Source organism: Orenia sp. (assembly GCF_055140805.1).
Window position 1 is genome coordinate 1 of sequence record NZ_JBSQYM010000040.1, and the last position, 20060, is coordinate 20060.

Consider the following 20060-nt stretch of genomic DNA (forward strand, 5'->3'; position numbering starts at 1 on the left):
GATGTGTATAAGAGACAGGAGTTTTTGGAATATGATTGGTATTTATCTTCTTTAGCTTTAGTCAAAAACTCATTAAAGATAAATCTGCTACAACCAATAGTTTTATCAATTAATTCTTTTTGCTCTTGATTAGGGTATATTCTAAACTTATACGCTTTGTTAATTGGTTTGAATTTCTTAATCACTATATCCACCTCCTTTATACTGTATAGTTTAATTATATATGATTTTGTTTAAATTATCAAGTATATATTTAAATTGATTTGACAACTATTAAACTTATAAGTATAATAATTATAGGAGGTGCCCATTTTGACCATTAAACAAGAAATTAAATCTTACCTTGCTAGAACTGGTTGGACTATGACTGATTTAGTTAGTGCTTTAAATGAAAAACATAATCGTGATGATAGTGTTCAAAATTTAAGTAATAAACTATCAAGAGGTACTATCAAATACAAAGAAGTCAAAGACATAGCTGATATTATAGGTGCTAAAATCAATTGGAATTTTTAATACAATATCGATATTGCATTAAAAATATTAAAATTCATCCCGAGGGCAAGCCCATCGGGTTTTCTTTTAATAAAATCTATAACTATATCAATTATTCCTACAAATTGTCAAAAATCTCTTGACCATATCTAAATTAGACCCAAAATGAAGATGTAGATAACTAGCCAATAAATTATTAACAGCCACCCCTTCATATCTCCCATCTGCTCCCTTACCACCAAAGAGTTGATAGGCATAATTATCATCCTCTATTAGATTGATTAATTTAGAATAATGAAACTCATGGCCTTTGACCTCTTGACCTGCTTTTAACAAGAGATTATCCTTAGTAGCTACAGCCTTAACATATCCCATCGCCTGTAGTCTATTCTCCATCTTCACTTGAACAGGAATTGCTCCCACCATTGAAAAGAAAGTACCATCAAAATTATTAATCCCTTCTGTTAAATACATCAAGCCCCCACATTCAGCATAAATCGGCAATCCAGCTTTAACCTGTTGATAGATACTCTCTTTCATACTTCTATTTTCCGATAACTCCAACAAGAAGCTCTCTGGAAATCCTCCACCGATATAAAGCCCATCAACTTCAGGTACTTCTTTGTCTTTAATCGGACTAAAAAATTTCAATTTTGCACCTAAACCTTCTAAAATATCAAAATTGTCCTGATAATAAAAGTTAAAGGCTTGGTCATAAGCCACCCCTAAAGTAACCTTATATTTATTATTTTTGATAAATAACCTTCTAGGCTTCAATTCTATATTCGGGACATCTTTAGATAGTGAGATAAGCTCTTCTAAGTCAATATACTCTGTGATTAATTTAACTAACTTAGAGATAAACTCTCTTAGCTCTTCACTTTCAGCAGTAGGTACTAACCCTAAATGCCTTTCAGGTAGAGATAACTCCTTTTGGCGAGGTAGATATCCCAATACCTTTAACCCAACCTCAGCTTCAATTGCTTCCTTCACCATCCTATAATGCCTATCACTACCAACATTATTTAAGATAACTCCTACAATATTTAGCTTAGAATCAAAGTTCTTATAACCATAGGCTATCGCAGCAGCACTTTGTGCCATCTTCTTCACATCCAATACTAAAATAACAGGAGCATCTAAAATTTTGGCTATATCGGCAGTACTCCCCTTATCCTGCTGCCCCTGCTTACCATCAAATAAGCCCATTACCCCTTCAATAATCGAAATGTCTGCTTTCGTAGCAGAGTGCAAAAAAGATTCCTTAACCCCTTCTTCACCTAAGAGATAACTGTCTAAGTTTCTTGAAGAATTTCCTGTGATTAGGGCATGAAACCCTGGATCGATATAATCTGGACCGACCTTATAAGGATATACCTGATAACCTTTTTTACTCAAAGCAGCCATCAAACCTATCGCCACTGTCGTCTTCCCTACCCCACTTTGAGTTCCTGCTATGACTATTCTAGGATACATAGTTACACCTCCAATTACTTTTTAATTTATATTGTGAAACTTATTATTTAGATATGAGATTATATAGAGATAGTGCGACAGTTTTTATAATGATAAATTTACTAGCCACAGGTTTTAACCTGTGGTGATGATGATATGTTACACTACGGGTTAAAACCCCGTAGCTAAAGCTTAAACTGTCGCAATATACCCATATAACCCTAAACTTAATATAAGAATTGAATAAAATAATAAATCACCAAAAACATCCCTACATTCCAATAGATCAAACTAATAATATCTTGAATCTGCTTCTGATCAAATTCCTTCCTAGCATCACCTAAATAAGCTCTAAAACTCTTTTCACCATGATAATAATTAACCCCACCTAAGCGAATATTTAAACTTCCTGCTATAGCTGCTTCAGGATATCCAGCATTAGGACTAGGGTGCTTTCTAGCATCTCTTAAAATAATTCTAATGGCATTTCTCCAATCCTTACCCTTGATTAAAGCTACTAATATGTATAAACAAGCTGTTATTCTAGCTGGAATCCAATTAGCTAAATCATCTAGCTTAGCTGCCGCCCAACCAAAATAACGATACCTTTGATTCTTATACCCTAACATCGAGTCTAAGGTATTGACTGCCTTATAGGTCATTGCTAATGGAAGACCACCAAACATTCCATAAAAGATAGGAGCAATTATCCCATCACTGGTATTCTCAGTAAGGGTTTCAATGGTCCCTCTAACTATCTCGCCTTCTGCTAAATTATCAGTATCTCTACCTACAATCCAGCCCAACTGTTCTCGTGCTAACTCCAAATTTCCTGCTAATAGCCCTTGATAGACTGCAAAGCCAGCTTGTACTAATCCTTTAATTGCAATAGTCGTTGATAATAACCAGATATTGACCATTAGCCCTAAATAATAATTAACTCGATAAGAATAATAGATTATAGCTTTTGACATGATATAAGTCAAAGTGATTATTAAAATTGCTAAAATCAGACCAGCTATTCTCTCTGCTCTTTTAGTTGTAACTAACTTTCTAAAGTTTTTTTCTAGATAATTGATGATCTTTCCTATAATGATTACTGGATGGGGATAAAAATTAGGGTCTCCAATGATTAAATCTATGATAACTGCTATAAGTAATATCCACTCTTCTGCCATAGTTACTTCACTCCTATGATCTGATATAGCTTTTTCATATCTAGATTCTCTCTAACTAGGGTAGCCAATTTCTCATAAGCCTCTTCTCTCTTAGCTTTGATATTAAAGAGCTCAGATTTGATAGGAGCTAAGCCTTTATCGACTCTCAACTTATTGATAAACTTTCTTCTAAAGTGGTCATTATCAAAGATACCATGAAGATAGGTTCCCCAAACATTGCCCTGTTCATTATAAGCCCCATCTCTAATAGAGACTTCTTCACCAGACCGTTTAACTATCTCTAACAAAGAATTGCTTTCTTTACCTAATCTACTCTGACCTAGATGTATCTCATAACCTTCCAAAATATCTTCATATAACTCCATAAATATATCTCTAGAGAGCAGTTTAGCTCTAATTTGGCTTGTAGTCTTCTGCTGCTCTAAGGTAGTTATCATATCTAATAATCCTAGACCCTTAATACTTTCTTTTTCAGACTCTACCTTAAAGGGATCAGAGATACTCTTACCTAAGATCTGATAACCACCACAGATTCCAACTAACGTAGTCCCTTTATTAGCTCTTTGAATAAGCTCATCTGCAACTCCACTTTTATAAAGGTACTCTAAATCTCCAATAGTATTCTTCGTCCCAGGCAAGATAATTGCATCGACCCCTTCTAAGCTATCTTGAGCTTTAAGATAACGGACTCTGACACCAGGCTCTTGGGTTAAGCTAGCAAAGTCTGTAAAGTTAGAGATATGGGGCAAGCTAATTATTCCAATATCTAACTGATAATCCTCACTGCCTTGAATATAACTTGGAATTGCATCCTCTTCTGGAAGCTTGAGATCTTTAAAATAAGGGATTACTCCCAAAACCGGTACCCCTGTCTCTTTTTCAAGATAGGCTATCCCCTTCTTTAGTCGCTTGACTTCACCACGGAACTTGTTGATAATGATCCCTTTAATCCTACTTCGTTCTTCTTCATTCAATAATTCAAAAGTACCAATAATACTAGCAAATACCCCGCCAGGATCAATATCTGCTACCAAGATAACAGGAGCAGCTGCCAATTTGGCTACTCTCATATTGACTAAATCAACCTCCCGTAAATTTATCTCAGCAGGACTTCCGGCACCCTCTATTACAATAATTTGATAAGCTTCTTTTAATCGCTTTAAGGAAGCTTTAATCGCCGCTAAACCAAATAAACTGTCATTAAAATACTCCTGAGCAGTCATATTCTTAACTGCTCTACCATGGATAATTACTTGGGAGCTACTATCCTCTGTTGGCTTTAATAAAATAGGATTCATATCTACTGTCGCCTCAACTTTAGCAGCTTCAGCCTGTACTGCTTGGGCTCGTCCAATCTCACCGCCAGCTCTAGTAACATAAGAGTTCAAAGCCATATTCTGAGATTTAAAGGGTGCCACCCGATAGCCATCCTCTACTAAGATTCTACATAAAGCAGAACTTAAGATACTCTTGCCCACATGAGAGCCTGTTCCCTGAAGCATAATTGTCTGTGCCAATTTATCACCATCCTATACTATATAAAACACGAAAAAGAATTTAAATTTCTTTAGCCACGAATTAACACTAATCAAACACAAATAAAAAGAGTAAAAAATTAATTTAATGAATAAATCTTTTGAACTAATTCGTGTAATTCGTGACAAAAAATCATTCTTGTTTGCTCTTTTTCTTTTAAAATTTCTAATATGAAATCTTTATCGGTTTCTATATATATGAGTTTAAGTTTAAGATTAAGTTATGAAAGAAACAAGAATTAAAATCTAAGGAATTTAATTTTTTTGCTCATCACTCATTACTCATTACTTGTCACTATTCTATAATCTGATAAATCATATCCATATCTAAATTCTCTCTAACAGCTTCAGCCAATCTATCATAACTCTCCACTAAAGTCTTTCTAGTAGAGCACTCCTTCGCTAACTCCTTTAAGCCCTTCTCTCTTCGTAAAGAATTGATAAATACTCTTCTAAAGTTATCATTATCGAAAATACCATGGAGATAGGTTCCCCAGACTCTAAGAGCTTGATTATAGCAACCATCAAGAAGATCTACCTGCGCCTTAGAACGAGCCTCTATCTTAAAGAGAGCTTGGTCATTATTAGCAAGTTTAGTATCTCCCATATGAATTTCATAGCCTGTTATTAGCTCATTTTTCAATACTTTAAAAAGATCTAAATCACTATAAACCCTTCCACTCACCTGATAGGTTCTCTTCTCTTTACTGAAAGTAGTCTCTATATCTAGCAAGCCTAAACCTATTATCTGTCTAATCCTACCCTCTACTAAATCTGGATCCATCAACTTCTTACCTAACATCTGATAGCCACCACAGATACCTATCACAGTCTTGCTAGCATTGGCTTGAGCAATTATCTTCCTTGCCAAACCACTGGTATGGAGGTAGTTTAAATCAAGGATGGTATTCTTAGTACCTGGGATAATAATAGCATCATAATTATTCAAATCAGCATCTGCTCCCAGATAATCAACTCCTACCCCTACTTCATGACTTAAAGAATCAAAGTCAGTAAAATTAGAGATATGAGGGAGATTAATTATTCCAACCTTAACCTCTCCTTCTTGCTTACAAAAGTCAGCTAAAGCAACTGAATCCTCGGCTGGAATTCTGATATCCTTTAGATAGGGTATTACACCTAATACAGGCTTTCCTGTCTTTTCTTCTAAGATATCAATTCCAGATTTCAATAACTCAAAATCTCCCCGAAACTTATTCAAAATAATCCCTTTAACCAAATCTCTCTCTTCTGGCTCTAATAACTTCAAAGTCCCTACCACTGCTGCTAAAGCTCCACCTCGATCAATATCTGCTACCAATAATACTGGAGTCTGCTTCAATTTAGCCACCTTCATATTGGCAATATCCTTATCCTTGATATTAATCTCGACTGGGCTTCCTGCACCTTCTAAAACTATCAGTTCATATTGAGCAGATAATCTACTTAGAGAATCATCGACGATTTCCATTGCCCATTCAATATACTCTGGACTCTTTCTATCGACTCCAAAATCACCTATAGGTCTTCCCCTGACTATAACTTGGGATTGACCATCACCCTTAGGTTTAATCAAAAAAGGTTGCATATCTACATTGATCTCAACATCTGCTGCATCTGCTTGAATTGCTTGAGCTCGACCAATCTCACCACCATCAGCCGTTACATAAGAGTTCAAGGCCATATTCCAAGATTTAAAGGGGGCAACCTGATAGCCATCCTGTGTAAAGATTCGACAGAGTGCGGTAGCTAGAATACTCTTACCTACATTTGATGAGGTTCCCTGTAACATAATTGTTTTAGCCATTGCTTTACCTCCAACCTTAAATTATAATTTACAATTGACAATGTAGAATTAACAATTAAGGTCAAGTTCAAAATAATTGATAAAAAATAGTTTCACTCATACTAATTAAGTCAGAACTTAATCAGCGAGAATCAGCGTCAAAGAATTGTTTTGATTCGCCCCAAGAGTACTTCCTCAGTCATTCTTCCTTCACAGCGCGTGAAAATTAGTGGGCATTCGTGGGTAAATAATTTAAGATTTAATTTTTATATCTTAATTAAAATCTAATTCTACTTTTAATCTCTTGAATTTTAATTGTCAACTGTTAATTGTACATTGTAAATTGCTTTTTAACTCTTTCCCCTAATTCTTTAATCTCTACTGGTATTCCTGCATAAGTAATATAGACCTCATCAGCTTCGCTCGCCACTAATTGATTGACTCTCCCCACAATATCCCGATAAACCCTCCCTAATTTATAAGGTGGAACTAGCCCTTGCCCAACTTCATTAGAAACAACTACTAAAGTTAAATCTCTATCTTTGACCTCTCCAATAATCCTCTTAACTTCAACAATAATCTCTTCTTCTTTATCCCTTCTATTAAAACCATAATCTCCTTCTCCAAATTCTTCATCATCTAATAATAGATTTGAAATCAATAAAGTTAAACAATCTAATAAGACTACTGCCCCCTCATTCAAATCACCTAACACATCACTTATATACCTGGACTCTTCAATAGTAGACCATTCTACCGGTCTAGAATTCTGATGATGTGCTACTCTATCTGCCATCTCTTGATCTCTAACTTCTGAAGTAGCAAGATAAGTTACATCTAAACCGCCTAGCTTAGTCACTATCTCCTCAGCAAAGCTACTCTTACCACTTCTAGCTCCACCTAAAACTAAAATTAATCTGCTCAATGGAATACCTCCTTATTTTATAATATAGTTTCTTCTGGTATTAGAATAGTAGCATAATAAATAGAGATTACGACACTTTCGTGTCAGGAATCGGGAATCTGGAATCAGTCTGTTTTACTGATAACTGGTTACTGACTTCTGATTCCTAAAAGTGTCCCAATCTCCCCATTAACCATCATCAGCTAATCTGTATAAATCCACTAATAAAGAGCCATGCTGATAATACAGGAGGTGATACTATGTCTATGGAAAATTATCAATTTTCTAAATTGAGTCAAACAGAATTGGCAGAGATTAAGAAGATTGAAGATAAGATCAATCAAGATCACCCAGATAAAGAAGTTATCTTATTGGCTTATAATAAGAAATAGTATGAGTGCAAGTGCGAGTGTGGGGGTGAGTCTTTTATCAGCTTTTTCTCACACTCCCACTAATCACTCACACTATCTCAATATCTCCATTAAACTCTCAATATCATTTACTATCTTTGGATACTCGATAGCTGGTCTAGTTATCAAAATCACCTTAACACCTAATTCTAAAGCAGCCTCTAACTTAGTATTTACTCCTCCTACCTTTCCACTTGCTTTTGTTACTAGCACATCAATCTGATAATCCTCTAATAGCCTTTGATTTAACTCCTTAGTAAAAGGTCCCTGCATCCCAATCAAATTTCTAGGGATAAACCCTAACTCATTTGCTTCCTTAATAAACCTCCAATTAGGTAGTACCCTTGCCACTAACCTCTCCTGCCAGTTCTCTAACTCCTCTACAAAATAATGGAGCCTTCTACTCCCAATAGTTAACAGGATTCTATTAAACTCTTTAGTTTGCTTAGCAGCCTCTTTATAACTATCAACCTTGATGAGCAATTCATTATTAGTAAATTCTAAACTTTTCCTTTCAAAACGTAAATACTCTATCCCTAAGCTCTGAGCAACCTTAATTGCAGTCAAAGAGACCTCTTGAGCAAAGGGATGGGTGGCATCAATAATTTTAATAATCTTCTTCTCTTTAATTAATCTCTCCATCTTTTCTGGACTTAGTTTTTCTTGAATTACTTCAATCCCTGATTCTACTAAGAGTTGATAGCCATAATCTGTTACCACCGAAGCTAATAGAGGCTGACTTATCTTCTGTAACCTCTTGATTATCTCTCGACTCTCTTTAGTTCCAGCCAAAACCAAAATCATAGCTGATAGCCACGCGGGGTAACCATTAAATCACCTTGCTTAAAGGTCTGAGAATTTCCTATAATCACCGTAGTTAGCATATCAATCTGATGCTCTAACATCTCTGCTAAGGTAGTAACAATCAACTCCTCGTCCCCTCGTTTAGCCTTACGAACGATACCTACAGGAGTATCAGCACTCCTATTCTCTAAGAAGATATTCCTAGCAATTTCAATCTGCTTAATTCTCTTCTTACTTTTAGGGTTATATAAAGCAACTATAAAATCTCCCTCAGCTGCTCTCTTTAATCTATCCTCTATTACTTCCCAAGGTGTCATCAAATCACTCAAGCTAATCACCGCATAATCATGCATTAAAGGTGCTCCTAGTGATGAAGCTGCTGCATTAGCTGCTGTAACTCCTGGAATTATCTCCACTTCTAGCTTAGGCTTTTCTTTTACTAACTCTAAAATTAATCCAGCCATACCATAGACTCCAGGATCACCACTACTGACAATTGCCACCTCTGCACCCTCTAAAGCTAAATTAATCGCTTCTTGGCAACGCTCTACCTCCTTGGTCATACCATTACTGATTACCTGTTGTTCTTCAGTCAATACCTCTTCTAATAGTTTAATATAAGTCTGATAACCAACCACTACATCTACTTGCTGCAAGATTCGATAGGCTTTCAGACTCATATATTCGATATCCCCAGGACCGATTCCCACTACATAAAGCTTTCCTCTACTACCGCTACTGTTACCCTTCCTTTGATCGTCTTGGGTAGGAGTAACTGAGGATTCTTGGCACTTAAGATTGCTACTGGTTCGCATACACCACCAACTCCTATCTTCTCTTTGACAAATTCAGAGCTTGTATATTCAAAGTCTACCCTTTTAATCTCTGCTCTACTGATAATATTTAAGGGAACCTCTAAGCTATGAGTAGCCTCTATAATTCCTCTTTCCTTCTTTTTTAAATCAACAGTAGCTAAAGCCTTGATACTCTCTCTTCTTAGCTGCAACTTCTCTAAAGCATATGAGATAGCCTCTTCTACCTCTGTTACACTGATCCCTTTTCTACAGCCAATACCTAAAATAATATTTTTGGGAACTAATTGTAGATATTCTACTGACAAATCAATAGCTTTAATAGCTTTATTTGTAATAATTACAGGAAAACCTTCCTTCTGCCCTAGCTCCTTTAAAGGATATAAATTAATATTATCATCTTCATCTTCATCTAACTCTAAGTGATAATCTGTAAAGATATTTAAAGTCTTGTCATTGACTATTGCTGAATTGGCTAATTTCAAATTCTCAAAGGGGATAATCTCACAATCTAATCTCTGAGCAAGTAAATCAATTGCCAACTTTCCATGACAATCAGTTGCTGTGCTAATCACAGGATTTGCTCCAATTAAAGTCGCAATCTTCTCTGTCAATGAATTAGCTCCCCCCAGATGCCCTGATAAGGTACTGATTACATTCTGCCCAGTCTCATCAATGGTTAGCACAGCTGGATCCCTTCTCTTATCAGCTAAGTAAGGTGCTATTACCCTAACTACAATCCCTAAAGCCATAATAAAGACTAAAGCATCATATTCTTTAAACAGCTTAGCCACTAACTCCCTTAAAGTTGTATCAAAACTATGTATATCCTCACCTTCAGCCAATTTAACTGGTAAATAAATCTCCGCTTCTTCTAATTTCTCTCCTAAACTCTTAGCTAAAGCCCTTCCCGATTCAGTCAAGGCGATAATTGCCAGTTTCATTACTTTTCTGCCTTTCTAAATTCATGGCTGAAGTTCTTATCATATAACTTTGATTTATCATAATCACTATCCAAAAAATCTCCTACTAAAATCATAGCAGTCTTCTTAATTTCTGCCTCTTGAACCTTAGTTGCTATATTCTTTAAAGTCCCCTTGACTATTCTTTGATCAGACCAAGAAACCTTTTGAATCACCGCAATTGGAGTATTAATTGGATATTCCTTACTTAATCTTTCTACCACATCTCCAATTATATGTACACTCAAAAAGATAGCCATCGAAGTTTGATGCTGGGCTAATTTCTCCAAACTCTCTTTAGCAGGAACAGGTGTTCTCCCTTCTAACCTAGTAATAATCAATGATTGAGAGACACTAGGTAAGGTAAACTCCCGCTCTATAGCTGCCGCTGCTGCTAAAAAGGAGCTAACCCCTGGAATAATCTCATACTCTATCCCTTGTTTTTTTAAATAATCTATCTGCTCCTGTATAGCTCCATAAAGACTAGGGTCTCCTGTATGGACTCTAGCTACTATCTTTTCAGCTTTAACCGCTTTTTCTATAGTAGTTAAGACCTCTTCTAAGTTCATGGTAGCACTATTGTAGACCTCTGCTTGAGGAGCATAATCTAAGATAGCAGGATTAACCAAAGAACCAGCATAGATAACTACCTCAGCCTGCTTTAAAGCCTTCATACCTTTAATAGTCAATAATTCTGGGTCTCCTGCTCCTGCTCCAATAAAATAGACTTTCATATTAGCTTCCCTCCTTTTGTTTAAGTGTGAGTGGTTAGTGTGAGTGGTTAGTGTCAGTGTGAGTTCAAGAACTTAAAAAAGAATTTTTTACTCACACTCATAACTCACACTATATTTTCTTTTAACTATAATCATCGATAAATAATCTATCTTTTCACCAATCAATGAATTCAAATCTCTAGTAATGAACTCTCCTTCTTGCCCGCAGCGACTGATAAAGACCCCATTCTCTACTAAATCTAACTTATCCAACAACCTGACTATCTCCTCATAATTTTTAGAGACCTTCATCAACACTACATTCTCATAGCTAGTCAATATCTCTACTAAATCGTCACAGTCATAAGCAGCAGGAATAATCATGACCTTCTCTTTTCCTTCAGCTAAAGGCAGATTCAATCTAGCAGTACACGCATTGATTGAAGTAATACCAGGTACTGTTTGAACTTCAAACTCATTTCCTCTAACCCTCTCTAAAATATAGATATAAGTACTATATAATAAAGGATCACCTAAAGTAATAAAGGCTACATCCTGACCAGCTTCTAATAACTCTATAATCTCTTCAGCTGCTTGATCCCAAGCTAGCCTTAATTTTGCTCTATCCTTGGTCATAGGAAAGAATAGATACTTCACTCGCCCATGGCAATCTACTACCTCGTCTACTATATTTAAAGCTACACTACTCTTATTTTTACTCGATTGGGGAGTACAGATTAAATCAACCTCTTCTAAGATTCGTTTTGCCTTTAAAGTCAACAGCTCTGAATCTCCTGGTCCAATCCCTAATCCATATAATCTTCCAGCCATCTAATCATCCTTTCTCACCACTAATAATATATACTGGATTCAAGCCTTGTAGCATCTGATAATCCCCTACTTGCCGTGTTCTAGTTACTGCAATATTAGTGATTTCCAAATCATAAGCTAACTCCTCTAACTTCTTAATAGAAGAATTCAAGGTATTTAAGGTGATTGCATTAATCACTACTCTACCTTTTACTTTTAGCTTCTTATCTATCACATCTAAAATCTCCTCCAACTTTCCTCCACTACCTCCAATAAAGACCCGATCAACTTCAGGTAAATCTAGCAGAACTTCAGGAGCAAAACCCTGTCTTACTTCTAGATTACTTACTTGAAACTTGGCAGAATTACTCTTAATTAAGTCAACCCCCTCTGCTTCCCTCTCAATTGCATAGACCCTTCCCTTGGAGGCTAATAAAGCAGTCTCTACTGCTACTGATCCTGTTCCAGCACCAATATCATAAATAATACTATCCTCTTTTAAACGAAGCTTAGATAAGCTAATAGTTCTGACCTCTTCTTTGGTCATAGGAATTTCACCACGAATAAACTCACTATCAGGAATCCCTGCAGTTCTATAATTCCAGTTATCCATTATAAATCACCATCACCGTTAATTTAGCAAATTTTTGCTTACTTAACTCCTCTAAAGAAGTCTCTACTACCCTTTCTGATTCGTAAGATAAATTCTCTGCTACAATTCCAATCTTATTCCTTACTCCCTTCTCCACTAAAAACTCAGCAATCTCGTTAGGAGGAAATTTATTATCGGTAAAGAAGGCTACTTTATCCTTAGTAGAGATCAGCTCTAATAAAGCTTCCTTATCTCTTTTCCCATGCAAGCTAGTAATATAAGCATCCTGCCAAATCAATTTTGCCTTAGCACAGGCTAATTGAATGGCACTGATACCTGGTATAACCTCTAGCTCATCATCAGAAAAAAATCTCTTTAAATAACTCAACATACTATACAAGCCTGGGTCCCCTGAAACCAAGACTGCTATCTTCTTAGTTAGATAATTATCTTCTATATAATCTTTGATTTTTGCTAAATCAGCAGTAATCTGTATTTTCTCCTGATTATAATCCTTAAATAACTCTAAAGCCCTACTTCCACCAATGATAATATCAGCTCTACTGACAATCCGCTCTGTAATCGGTAATAGATAATCTCTACTTCCAGGACCTATCCCTAAGATATGTATCTTGTTCACTAGATCACCCCTTTTAAGACCAATTAACAATTTATAATGTAAAATTTACAATTAAAATTCAAAATCCTAAAAATAAAAACATTTATATCTTTGTAAGATCTTAATTGTCAATTGTCAATCGTTAATTGTAAATTATAACTTCCAAGCACTTCTCCTTGCATTGAAAATAAAAGAGACTTGACCTCTAATTCTCCATCAACATGCTCCTTAGCCCTAATACTTACTCTTTTTGCTAATAGATTAAAGACCTTTTCAAATCCAGCATCTCTAATTATCTCTATGGTCTCTTCAGCAGTATTGGCAGTTAAGATCTGATTGATTAACTCTCGGCTCCCACCTAAGGAAGCAGTATAAGCAGCAATGGTCTCTAATCTAGCATCAGCCAGATGGCTATGGGTGTTGAAGATTCCAGCTCCTACCTTGACCAGCTTGCCAATATGTCCTAATAGAATTATCTTTTGGACTCCTTTAGCTACACATGCTTTGAGCATAAAGCCTACAAAGTTACTCATTCTAATAATCTGCTCTTCTCTAAAACCTAAATCTATTGCCATTCTCTTTCCATAGTTGCCAAAGACTAAAATCAACTCTTCTTCTCCTAAGGCTACAGCCTGACTGATATTAATAGCTAAAGAATCACAATAAGCCTTCTCTGACATCGGTTCTACAATCCCTGTAGTTCCTAAAATAGAGATTCCACCTATAATTCCTAGTTTGGGGTTGAAAGTCTTTTTGGCTATCTTCTCACCTTCAGGAACTTCAATAGTAACCCTTACCCCTTTATCAGCAGGTAAAACTTTGTTAATCTCAGTTTTTAACATCTTTCTAGGTACAGGATTGATAGCAGGCTCTCCTACTTCTACTGCTAATCCAGGCTTAGTCACTTGACCAACCCCCTCTCCTCCCAATAATTCAATACCTGCTTCAATCTCTTCCACCTTAGCAATTATCTCAATCCCATCAGTAGCATCAGGGTCATCGCCACCATCTTTTAAGACTGAAGCAGTTACACATCCCTCTTTTATTTCCAAGATATCTACCTCTAAATCCAACTTAATTCCTGCTGGTGTATCTATCTCTATTTTAGCTATTCTCTTACCAGTAAAAAGAACATAAGTAGCTGCCTTTGCTGCTGCTGTAGCCGTACTCCCTGTTGTATATCCTCTTCTTAATTTTTTTCCATTTTTGACTACGTAGGAATCAAAAACCATTCTAACACCTTCCCATACTCATAACTTTGTGCTTAGAGTATATATTTAAAATTATACTGAGATTTAGATAATAGAATGATAATGCGACACTTTTAGGAATCTGGAATCAATAGTCAGGAATCAGTTATAAACACTGGTTCCAGATTCCTGATTCCCGACACGCAAGTGTCACCATATACCTATATAGCTCCCTTAACACATATAAAGCAACGCATTAACAATCGATGCTGCTACTGGACTTCCACCTTTTCTTCCTCTAACAGTAATATAAGGGATATCCAGCTTCTCTAGCTCCTCTTTAGACTCCTTAGCTCCTACAAAGCCAACTGGAGTCCCAATAATCAACTCTGGTGCTGCCTTTCCTTCCTTAACTAATTTAATCAATTCAAAGAGAGCTGTAGGGGCATTGCCAATGGCAAAAACCTTATTATCTTTATCTTGAGCTGCTCTTCTCATCGACATCATTGACCTTGTTATCCCCAGCTTCTTAGCTTCTGTGGCAATCTCCTGATTGCTAATAAAACAATCCACCTTAATCTTTAATTCTCTGCTCTTACCTTTAGTAATCCCTGCTTTTAGCATATTTACATCTGTCACGATGTTAGCACCTGATTTAAGGGCTGCTAAGCCAGCTTCAATTGCTCCCTTAGAAATCACTACTAACTTGGCAAACTCTAAATCAGCTGTAGCATGAATTACCCGTTTAATTACTTTATCCTCTTGAGGACTTTGACCTAAGTCTCCCACCTCTTCAGTGATAATCTCCATACTTCTAACTTCAATTCCTCTAGGATCTTTATTAAAATCCATAAGCTCATCCTACTTCCTTTACCCGTTCTACCATTAGCTCCGCTATCTTCTGATCTGCACCAATATTTCTACCAAAGATAAACTCAACCTCCGGATACTTGTTTTGCTCTAACTTAAGTAATTTAGGAATATCCTCTTGTATATGTATACCAGGAAACAAGAATAAAGGAACTACTATTACCTTCTTAACCCCAGCTTTAACGACCATCTCTACACTTTCAGCCAAACTTGGCTTAGCCAGCTCCATTGATGCCTTCTCTACTATCTCATAATCTATCTCTTCTTTAACCATCTTTACTATACTATCAAAGACCTGGTTTGCCTCTACTGTTCTACTTCCATGACCTAAGATAATTACACCTGTTTTCATTTTTAATCTCCTCCTCTAATTATCTATTAATTCTAAAAATTCTTTCTTATTTCTAGGAATATAACTTCCATCTTTGACCAAACCCTTCTGCTTTAACCCTTGATATACTTCTACTAGCCAAGGTTGAACTAGACTAGCTTCTGAGATAAGTAATTCGTCTTGAAATACCTCTTCTGCTATCCCCTCACCAATCAACTTCCCAGCCTTCATAACATAGATATAATCAGCCCAAAAATAAGCTAAATCAACATTATGTGTTGAGATAATAACTGTTATCCCCTTCTGCTGTAGTTGATTAAAAAATACAATCATCTCTTCTGCCTGCTTAGGATCGAGCCAGACTGTCGGTTCGTCAAAGATAATCACCTTGGGCTTCATTGCCAAAATACTAGCAATCGATACCCTTTTCTTCTGACCATAACTCAATAAATGGGTAGGTCTATCCTTTAAATCACTAATTCCAAGAGTACTCATAGCCTCATCTACCCTATTTTTTACCTCACTTTCGGATAAACCCAGGTTAAAGGGGCCAAAGGAGATTTCTTCTAAGACACTTGCCGAAAATAATTGCTTATCAGGATCTTGAAAGACAATCCCTACACTCTTTCTTAGCTTCTTTAACTCTCTTCTCTTATAGCTAATTCTCTTTCCAGCAAAGCTAAGTTCCCCAAATTGAGGCTGCAAAATCCCGTTAAAGTGCAAAAAGAGAGTAGACTTTCCTGCTCCATTGGGTCCTAATAGTGCAAGCTTCTTACCTTTAGGTACCTTAATAGATAAATCATTTAAAGCCTTAGTTCCATCAGGATAAATAAAATCAAGATTTTTAGCTTCAAGTATTATTTCAGACAATAAGACCACCTCCGTTCAACTTTATAATGAAATTAAAATATGACATTATATGAGATATTGCGACACTTTTTTGAGTTGACAGTGGTTTACACGAAGAGTTTTGGTTTTTAAACTCGTAGGGACGGTGTACAGTTTACAGTTAAAAGACCAAAATCAAAGACCTTAAAGGGTTTGAATTTAACTGTCAACCGTCAACTGTACATTGTACACTAAAGTAAAAGTGTCGCAATATACCCATTAAATCTAACTATATACCGTAACAATTATCAAAAAAAATTCAATTAAAAAAATAGTTATCAAATTCCTCTTAGAAAGTTGATGTTCTCGTGCTAATACTCTAATCTCTCCATCATATCCCCTAGCTTCCAAAGCTATTACTAGTTCTCTAGCACGGTAATAAGCTTTAATAAATAAACGGGCAATCAATTTACTTAAAGAGAGCAGGGAATTTCTAAAAGATGTATAGCCTAAACGAGACAGTTGAGAGAGTCTAATCTGATTAGCTGTTTCTAATAGTATAAATAATAGTCTATAGATCAGTATCATCAACTCTATAAAGATTTCGGGTAATTTCATTTTTTTAAATATATTGATAATCTCCACTGCAGGAGTAGTCAAAGCTAAAAAATATAAGCAAGATACTGCGGCTAACGACCTTAAGAATAAGTTAATCCCCACTAACAAGTTTCTACTTTGAATACCCACCTTGACCTTTCCCAAAGCTACATACCATAACAGAGTATTTTCATCTGTAGTAATAGAAATAATAATTGCCAAAATACTAAACAATAAAAAAGAGACTGGAATAGCCAATAATTTAATCAATAGTTTCATAGATATTCTAGCACCCAGAGTTATTACCCCCGCCATCAACAAAATAACAACTAGGGAAATATAGACTGAATTAGCTACTAAACAGACTATCATAATTCCTATTGCAAATAATATCTTCTCCATAGGGTGAATCTTACTAAGTTGATTAGAATAAGCATATTGATCAATATTTAACATTCTTCTTCTGATTTACCTTTATACTTAGCTTCAGTTTTTTTAACTCCAATATAATAACCCAATATCCCTGCACCTAAGGCAGCTTGTAAAGCAAACAGTAAGCTCTCAATCTCTCCACTGGGAGGCTCCCAAATATTATTAAACCAAGGTTGATAATCAGGATTGATCGTTGCAATAATCCCTTCTGCTGCTCCATCAGCACCACCAAATTCAGCATTAGGCATTATTAATAATGGAATAATAGTAATAACTAAGATCAAGAGTATTATCATTAAATTTTTTTGGGCTAAGTTCATGCTCATTTCCTCCCCTTGGATATAACTGCAAGCTCTTTTAATTCATTTTCATTATATTGGTGGATTAGATTAAAAACCAGTACTGTTAATAGCCCCTCAGTAATAGCCAAAGGAAGCTGAGTTACTGCAAAGACACTTAAGAATTTAGTTAATGAAAGTAAAACTCCACCTTCTCCACTTGGAAAAGCCCAGGCCAATTGTGTAGCAGTTGTTACATAAGTCATCAAATCTCCTAAGGTTGCAGCTAAGAATATGCTTAGCCATCGAGGTGCTCCCATACTCTTAAGCAACCTATATACTCCATAAGCTACAAAGGCTCCTACTATCGCCATTGAAAATAGATTAGCTCCTAAGGTAGTTAGACCACCATGGGCCAATAATATTGCTTGAAAAAGAAGTACAATAGAACCTAAGACCACCATCGGCCAAGGTCCAAATAATATAGCACCCAATCCAATTCCCGTTGGATGGGAACAGCTCCCTGTTAACGAAGGCAACTTAAGTGATGACAAGATAAAAACAAAAGCACCTGTCACTGCTAATAATACCTTAACACCTGCTCCTTGCTCCTTAACTAACTCTTTAATCTGCCTAATTCCTAAAGCCAAAAAAGGTAGCGCAACTGCCCACCAAATTCCTGCCCATTTGATAGGTAGAAAACCTTCAGCAATATGCATCGCTTCAACCTGCTTTGGCAATAACGTCATAAATAGTGTTGATAATAACACAAAACTTTTCTTTGCTTTCAATTTAAACATTAATATCCTCCTTACTTTGTTTATTAGGTAGACAGGTGGGTAGGTGTTTAGAAACTGCCTAACTACCTAAACCTCTAACTCCTAAATACCAAAAAAAACTATCCTAATCTCCCCATTAAGTTTCACTACAACTACAGCCCTATCTCCTCAAAGGTGGCCATCTCTTTAATAATTCTACTGGCTGCTTCTACTAAATTCATGGCTAAGACCGCTCCTGTCCCTTCTCCTAATCTCATATCCAAATCCAACATAGGCTCTAAGCCTAAAATCTCATAGGTCTTAATATGGGCTGGCTCTACTGATTTATGAGAAGGGATTAAATAGCCTACTACCTTTGGCTCCAACTTTTTGGCAATTAAAGCAGCAGCTCCAGAAATCACTCCATCAACTATAACTGGAACTTTCTTAGCTGCAGCAGCTAACATCATCCCTGCCATAGCTCCTATCTCTAAACCACCTACTTTAGCTAAAATATCAATTCCGTTATTGCTATCTGGTTGGTTTAACTTTAAGCCTTGCTTGATTACCTCTTGCTTTCTAGCAAGACCTTTATCATCAATCCCTGACCCATAACCAACCACATCATCTACTGATAACCCAGTGCAAGCCGCTATAATGGCACTACTAGAAGTAGTATTAGCAATGCCCATCTCACCAGTTCCAATTAAATTAACCCCTCTATCAACCAACTCTTCTACAACCTCAATTCCTACCTCTATACTGGCTATCGCCTCTGCTTCTGTCATAGCTGCTTTTTGAGTAAAATTATCAGTTCCAGCTTTGATCTTCTTAACCACTAAGCCTTCTGCACCTACTTCTTGAGCAACACCTACATCTACCACTATAACCTCTGCTCCCACCTGCTGAGCCAAAACATTAATAGCAGCTCCCTGATTTAAGAAGTTATGAATCATTGCTACCGTTACTTCTTGAGCAAAAGCACTAACCCCCTCTTCTACTACTCCATGGTCTCCAGCCATTACTACATGAGCTTTACAATCAACTGGAGCAAATACATCTCCAGTTATTCCAGCTAACTTAGTTGCTATCTTTTCTAATTTCCCTAAACTCCCTTGGGGCTTAGTCAAAGTATCTAACCTCTGCTTTGCCTCCTTGATCTTAACCTGGTCTAACTCTTCAATCTCTCCTAAAATCTTCTTTAATATTTTCATCTTTATCTCCTTTGTAATTTAAAGTTGATTTAAACTAAAAACCCCCTTAATCTCCATTAAGAAGATTAAGGGGGTTAAAAAACGAACGTATATAAATATAAATATAGATATAGATATACCTATCCCTATAGAACAATCTCCTTACTTTTCTTTACTCCCGAAGCTTAAGTAAGCTTTAAAAATTAGGCAGGTCTCCTGACTTATAGCATTAAACTGTACCTTCCCTGATATATTGAATACCAAGTGGTTTCTACAATCTATTAAAGTTAATAGTCACTTGACTTTAACAGTTTTTTAACTGTACACTGTCAACTATAAACTATCCCTCCGAGTCTAAAAAGATGACTCTTCGTATAATACCATTAACTGCTTTTTACAGTGGCGGGTCCGCTCAGGATTTTCACCTGATTCCCTATTCTCCTTTAGATATCTCTAAAAGCACCTAACTTTTATATTCAATTTTATTTCTGTCTCTTATACACATCTG

At 36.1% G+C, this 20060-nt stretch carries 23 protein-coding genes and 1 riboswitch; of the genes, 2 read left to right on the top strand and 21 right to left on the bottom strand.

Annotated features, from left to right (window positions below; translation table 11 throughout):
- Nucleotides 1–185: helix-turn-helix domain-containing protein (locus tag ACTCDL_RS05780; protein WP_463174921.1), on the bottom strand; the 185-nt coding region annotated here is incomplete at its 3' end.
- A gap of 127 nt (nucleotides 186–312) precedes the next feature.
- Between ACTCDL_RS05780 and ACTCDL_RS05785 the strand changes: the two genes are divergently transcribed.
- On the top strand, nucleotides 313–516 hold the full coding sequence (locus ACTCDL_RS05785; protein ID WP_463174924.1) for a DUF6471 domain-containing protein: 204 nt from the start codon (nucleotides 313–315) through the stop codon (nucleotides 514–516).
- A gap of 87 nt (nucleotides 517–603) precedes the next feature.
- Here the strand turns inward: ACTCDL_RS05785 and ACTCDL_RS05790 are convergent, their stop codons facing one another.
- The 5 genes from ACTCDL_RS05790 to cobU all read right to left on the bottom strand — a co-directional run bounded on the left by ACTCDL_RS05790 (nucleotide 604) and on the right by cobU (nucleotide 7374).
- Nucleotides 604–1971 (bottom strand): cobyrinate a,c-diamide synthase, encoded by a 1368-nt coding sequence (locus tag ACTCDL_RS05790; RefSeq protein WP_463174925.1) that lies wholly within the window; start codon nucleotides 1969–1971, stop codon nucleotides 604–606.
- 206 nt (nucleotides 1972–2177) lie between these two features.
- On the bottom strand, nucleotides 2178–3128 hold the full coding sequence (cbiB, locus tag ACTCDL_RS05795; protein WP_463174928.1) for an adenosylcobinamide-phosphate synthase CbiB: 951 nt from the start codon (nucleotides 3126–3128) through the stop codon (nucleotides 2178–2180).
- Nucleotides 3129–3130: 2 nt separating this feature from the next.
- Nucleotides 3131–4645 (bottom strand): cobyric acid synthase, encoded by a 1515-nt coding sequence (locus tag ACTCDL_RS05800; protein ID WP_463174932.1) that lies wholly within the window; start codon nucleotides 4643–4645, stop codon nucleotides 3131–3133.
- 313 nt (nucleotides 4646–4958) lie between these two features.
- The gene (locus tag ACTCDL_RS05805) at nucleotides 4959–6470 is read right to left on the bottom strand and encodes a cobyric acid synthase (RefSeq protein WP_463174937.1); all 1512 of its coding nucleotides are present in this window, start codon (nucleotides 6468–6470) and stop codon (nucleotides 4959–4961) included.
- A 304-nt stretch (nucleotides 6471–6774) separates the two neighbouring features.
- Nucleotides 6775–7374, bottom strand: coding sequence for a bifunctional adenosylcobinamide kinase/adenosylcobinamide-phosphate guanylyltransferase (cobU, locus tag ACTCDL_RS05810; RefSeq protein ID WP_463174940.1), 600 nt, complete (start codon nucleotides 7372–7374; stop codon nucleotides 6775–6777).
- Between the two features lie 239 nt (nucleotides 7375–7613).
- Between cobU and ACTCDL_RS05815 the strand changes: the two genes are divergently transcribed.
- Nucleotides 7614–7745 carry a hypothetical protein gene (locus ACTCDL_RS05815; protein WP_258176123.1) on the top strand — a complete coding sequence of 44 codons (132 nt, stop codon included), beginning with the start codon at nucleotides 7614–7616 and terminating at the stop codon, nucleotides 7743–7745.
- A 72-nt stretch (nucleotides 7746–7817) separates the two neighbouring features.
- Here ACTCDL_RS05815 and cobK read toward each other — a convergent pair whose 3' ends face one another.
- The 15 genes from cobK to cobT form a co-directional block, all read right to left on the bottom strand.
- Entirely contained in the window at nucleotides 7818–8567 is a 750-nt protein-coding gene (cobK, locus tag ACTCDL_RS05820) for a precorrin-6A reductase (protein WP_463174943.1), read from the bottom strand.
- Nucleotides 8564–9247 carry a precorrin-3B C(17)-methyltransferase gene (gene cobJ, locus ACTCDL_RS05825; RefSeq protein WP_463174974.1) on the bottom strand — a complete coding sequence of 228 codons (684 nt, stop codon included), beginning with the start codon at nucleotides 9245–9247 and terminating at the stop codon, nucleotides 8564–8566. Before cobJ ends, cobK begins: the two co-directional genes overlap by 4 nt.
- Nucleotides 9248–9276: 29 nt before the next feature.
- A complete protein-coding gene (cbiG, locus tag ACTCDL_RS05830; RefSeq protein ID WP_463174945.1) occupies nucleotides 9277–10323 on the bottom strand; it encodes a cobalt-precorrin 5A hydrolase in 1047 nt (348 codons plus the stop codon).
- Nucleotides 10323–11075: a precorrin-4 C(11)-methyltransferase gene (gene cobM, locus ACTCDL_RS05835; protein ID WP_463174947.1), complete on the bottom strand. Its 753-nt coding sequence runs from the start codon at nucleotides 11073–11075 to the stop codon at nucleotides 10323–10325. Before cobM ends, cbiG begins: the two co-directional genes overlap by 1 nt.
- A gap of 87 nt (nucleotides 11076–11162) precedes the next feature.
- Complete coding sequence (gene cobI, locus ACTCDL_RS05840) at nucleotides 11163–11885, bottom strand: precorrin-2 C(20)-methyltransferase (RefSeq protein WP_463174952.1); 723 nt, start codon at nucleotides 11883–11885, stop codon at nucleotides 11163–11165.
- 4 nt (nucleotides 11886–11889) lie between these two features.
- Nucleotides 11890–12477 (bottom strand): precorrin-6Y C5,15-methyltransferase (decarboxylating) subunit CbiT, encoded by a 588-nt coding sequence (gene cbiT / locus ACTCDL_RS05845; protein ID WP_463174954.1) that lies wholly within the window; start codon nucleotides 12475–12477, stop codon nucleotides 11890–11892.
- Nucleotides 12470–13096 (bottom strand): precorrin-6y C5,15-methyltransferase (decarboxylating) subunit CbiE, encoded by a 627-nt coding sequence (gene cbiE, locus ACTCDL_RS05850; protein ID WP_463174956.1) that lies wholly within the window; start codon nucleotides 13094–13096, stop codon nucleotides 12470–12472. The genes cbiT and cbiE overlap by 8 nt, the downstream gene beginning before the upstream one ends.
- A gap of 107 nt (nucleotides 13097–13203) precedes the next feature.
- On the bottom strand, nucleotides 13204–14307 hold the full coding sequence (gene cbiD, locus ACTCDL_RS05855) for a cobalt-precorrin-5B (C(1))-methyltransferase CbiD (protein WP_463174958.1): 1104 nt from the start codon (nucleotides 14305–14307) through the stop codon (nucleotides 13204–13206).
- 192 nt (nucleotides 14308–14499) lie between these two features.
- On the bottom strand, nucleotides 14500–15117 hold the full coding sequence (locus ACTCDL_RS05860) for a precorrin-8X methylmutase (protein WP_463174959.1): 618 nt from the start codon (nucleotides 15115–15117) through the stop codon (nucleotides 14500–14502).
- A gap of 4 nt (nucleotides 15118–15121) precedes the next feature.
- A complete protein-coding gene (locus tag ACTCDL_RS05865; RefSeq protein WP_463174960.1) occupies nucleotides 15122–15487 on the bottom strand; it encodes a sirohydrochlorin chelatase in 366 nt (121 codons plus the stop codon).
- A gap of 15 nt (nucleotides 15488–15502) precedes the next feature.
- Complete coding sequence (locus tag ACTCDL_RS05870; RefSeq protein WP_463174961.1) at nucleotides 15503–16345, bottom strand: energy-coupling factor ABC transporter ATP-binding protein; 843 nt, start codon at nucleotides 16343–16345, stop codon at nucleotides 15503–15505.
- 234 nt (nucleotides 16346–16579) lie between these two features.
- The gene (gene cbiQ / locus ACTCDL_RS05875; RefSeq protein ID WP_463174964.1) at nucleotides 16580–17347 is read right to left on the bottom strand and encodes a cobalt ECF transporter T component CbiQ; all 768 of its coding nucleotides are present in this window, start codon (nucleotides 17345–17347) and stop codon (nucleotides 16580–16582) included.
- Nucleotides 17341–17643, bottom strand: a complete 303-nt coding sequence (locus tag ACTCDL_RS05880) for an energy-coupling factor ABC transporter substrate-binding protein (protein ID WP_463174967.1) — start codon at nucleotides 17641–17643, stop codon at nucleotides 17341–17343. Before ACTCDL_RS05880 ends, cbiQ begins: the two co-directional genes overlap by 7 nt.
- A 2-nt stretch (nucleotides 17644–17645) precedes the next feature.
- Nucleotides 17646–18401, bottom strand: a complete 756-nt coding sequence (locus ACTCDL_RS05885; RefSeq protein ID WP_463174970.1) for an energy-coupling factor ABC transporter permease — start codon at nucleotides 18399–18401, stop codon at nucleotides 17646–17648.
- A 131-nt stretch (nucleotides 18402–18532) separates the two neighbouring features.
- Nucleotides 18533–19573, bottom strand: a complete 1041-nt coding sequence (gene cobT / locus ACTCDL_RS05890; RefSeq protein ID WP_463174973.1) for a nicotinate-nucleotide--dimethylbenzimidazole phosphoribosyltransferase — start codon at nucleotides 19571–19573, stop codon at nucleotides 18533–18535.
- A gap of 168 nt (nucleotides 19574–19741) precedes the next feature.
- A riboswitch (cobalamin riboswitch) is annotated at nucleotides 19742–20034 on the bottom strand.
- Nucleotides 20035–20060 lie beyond the last annotated feature (26 nt).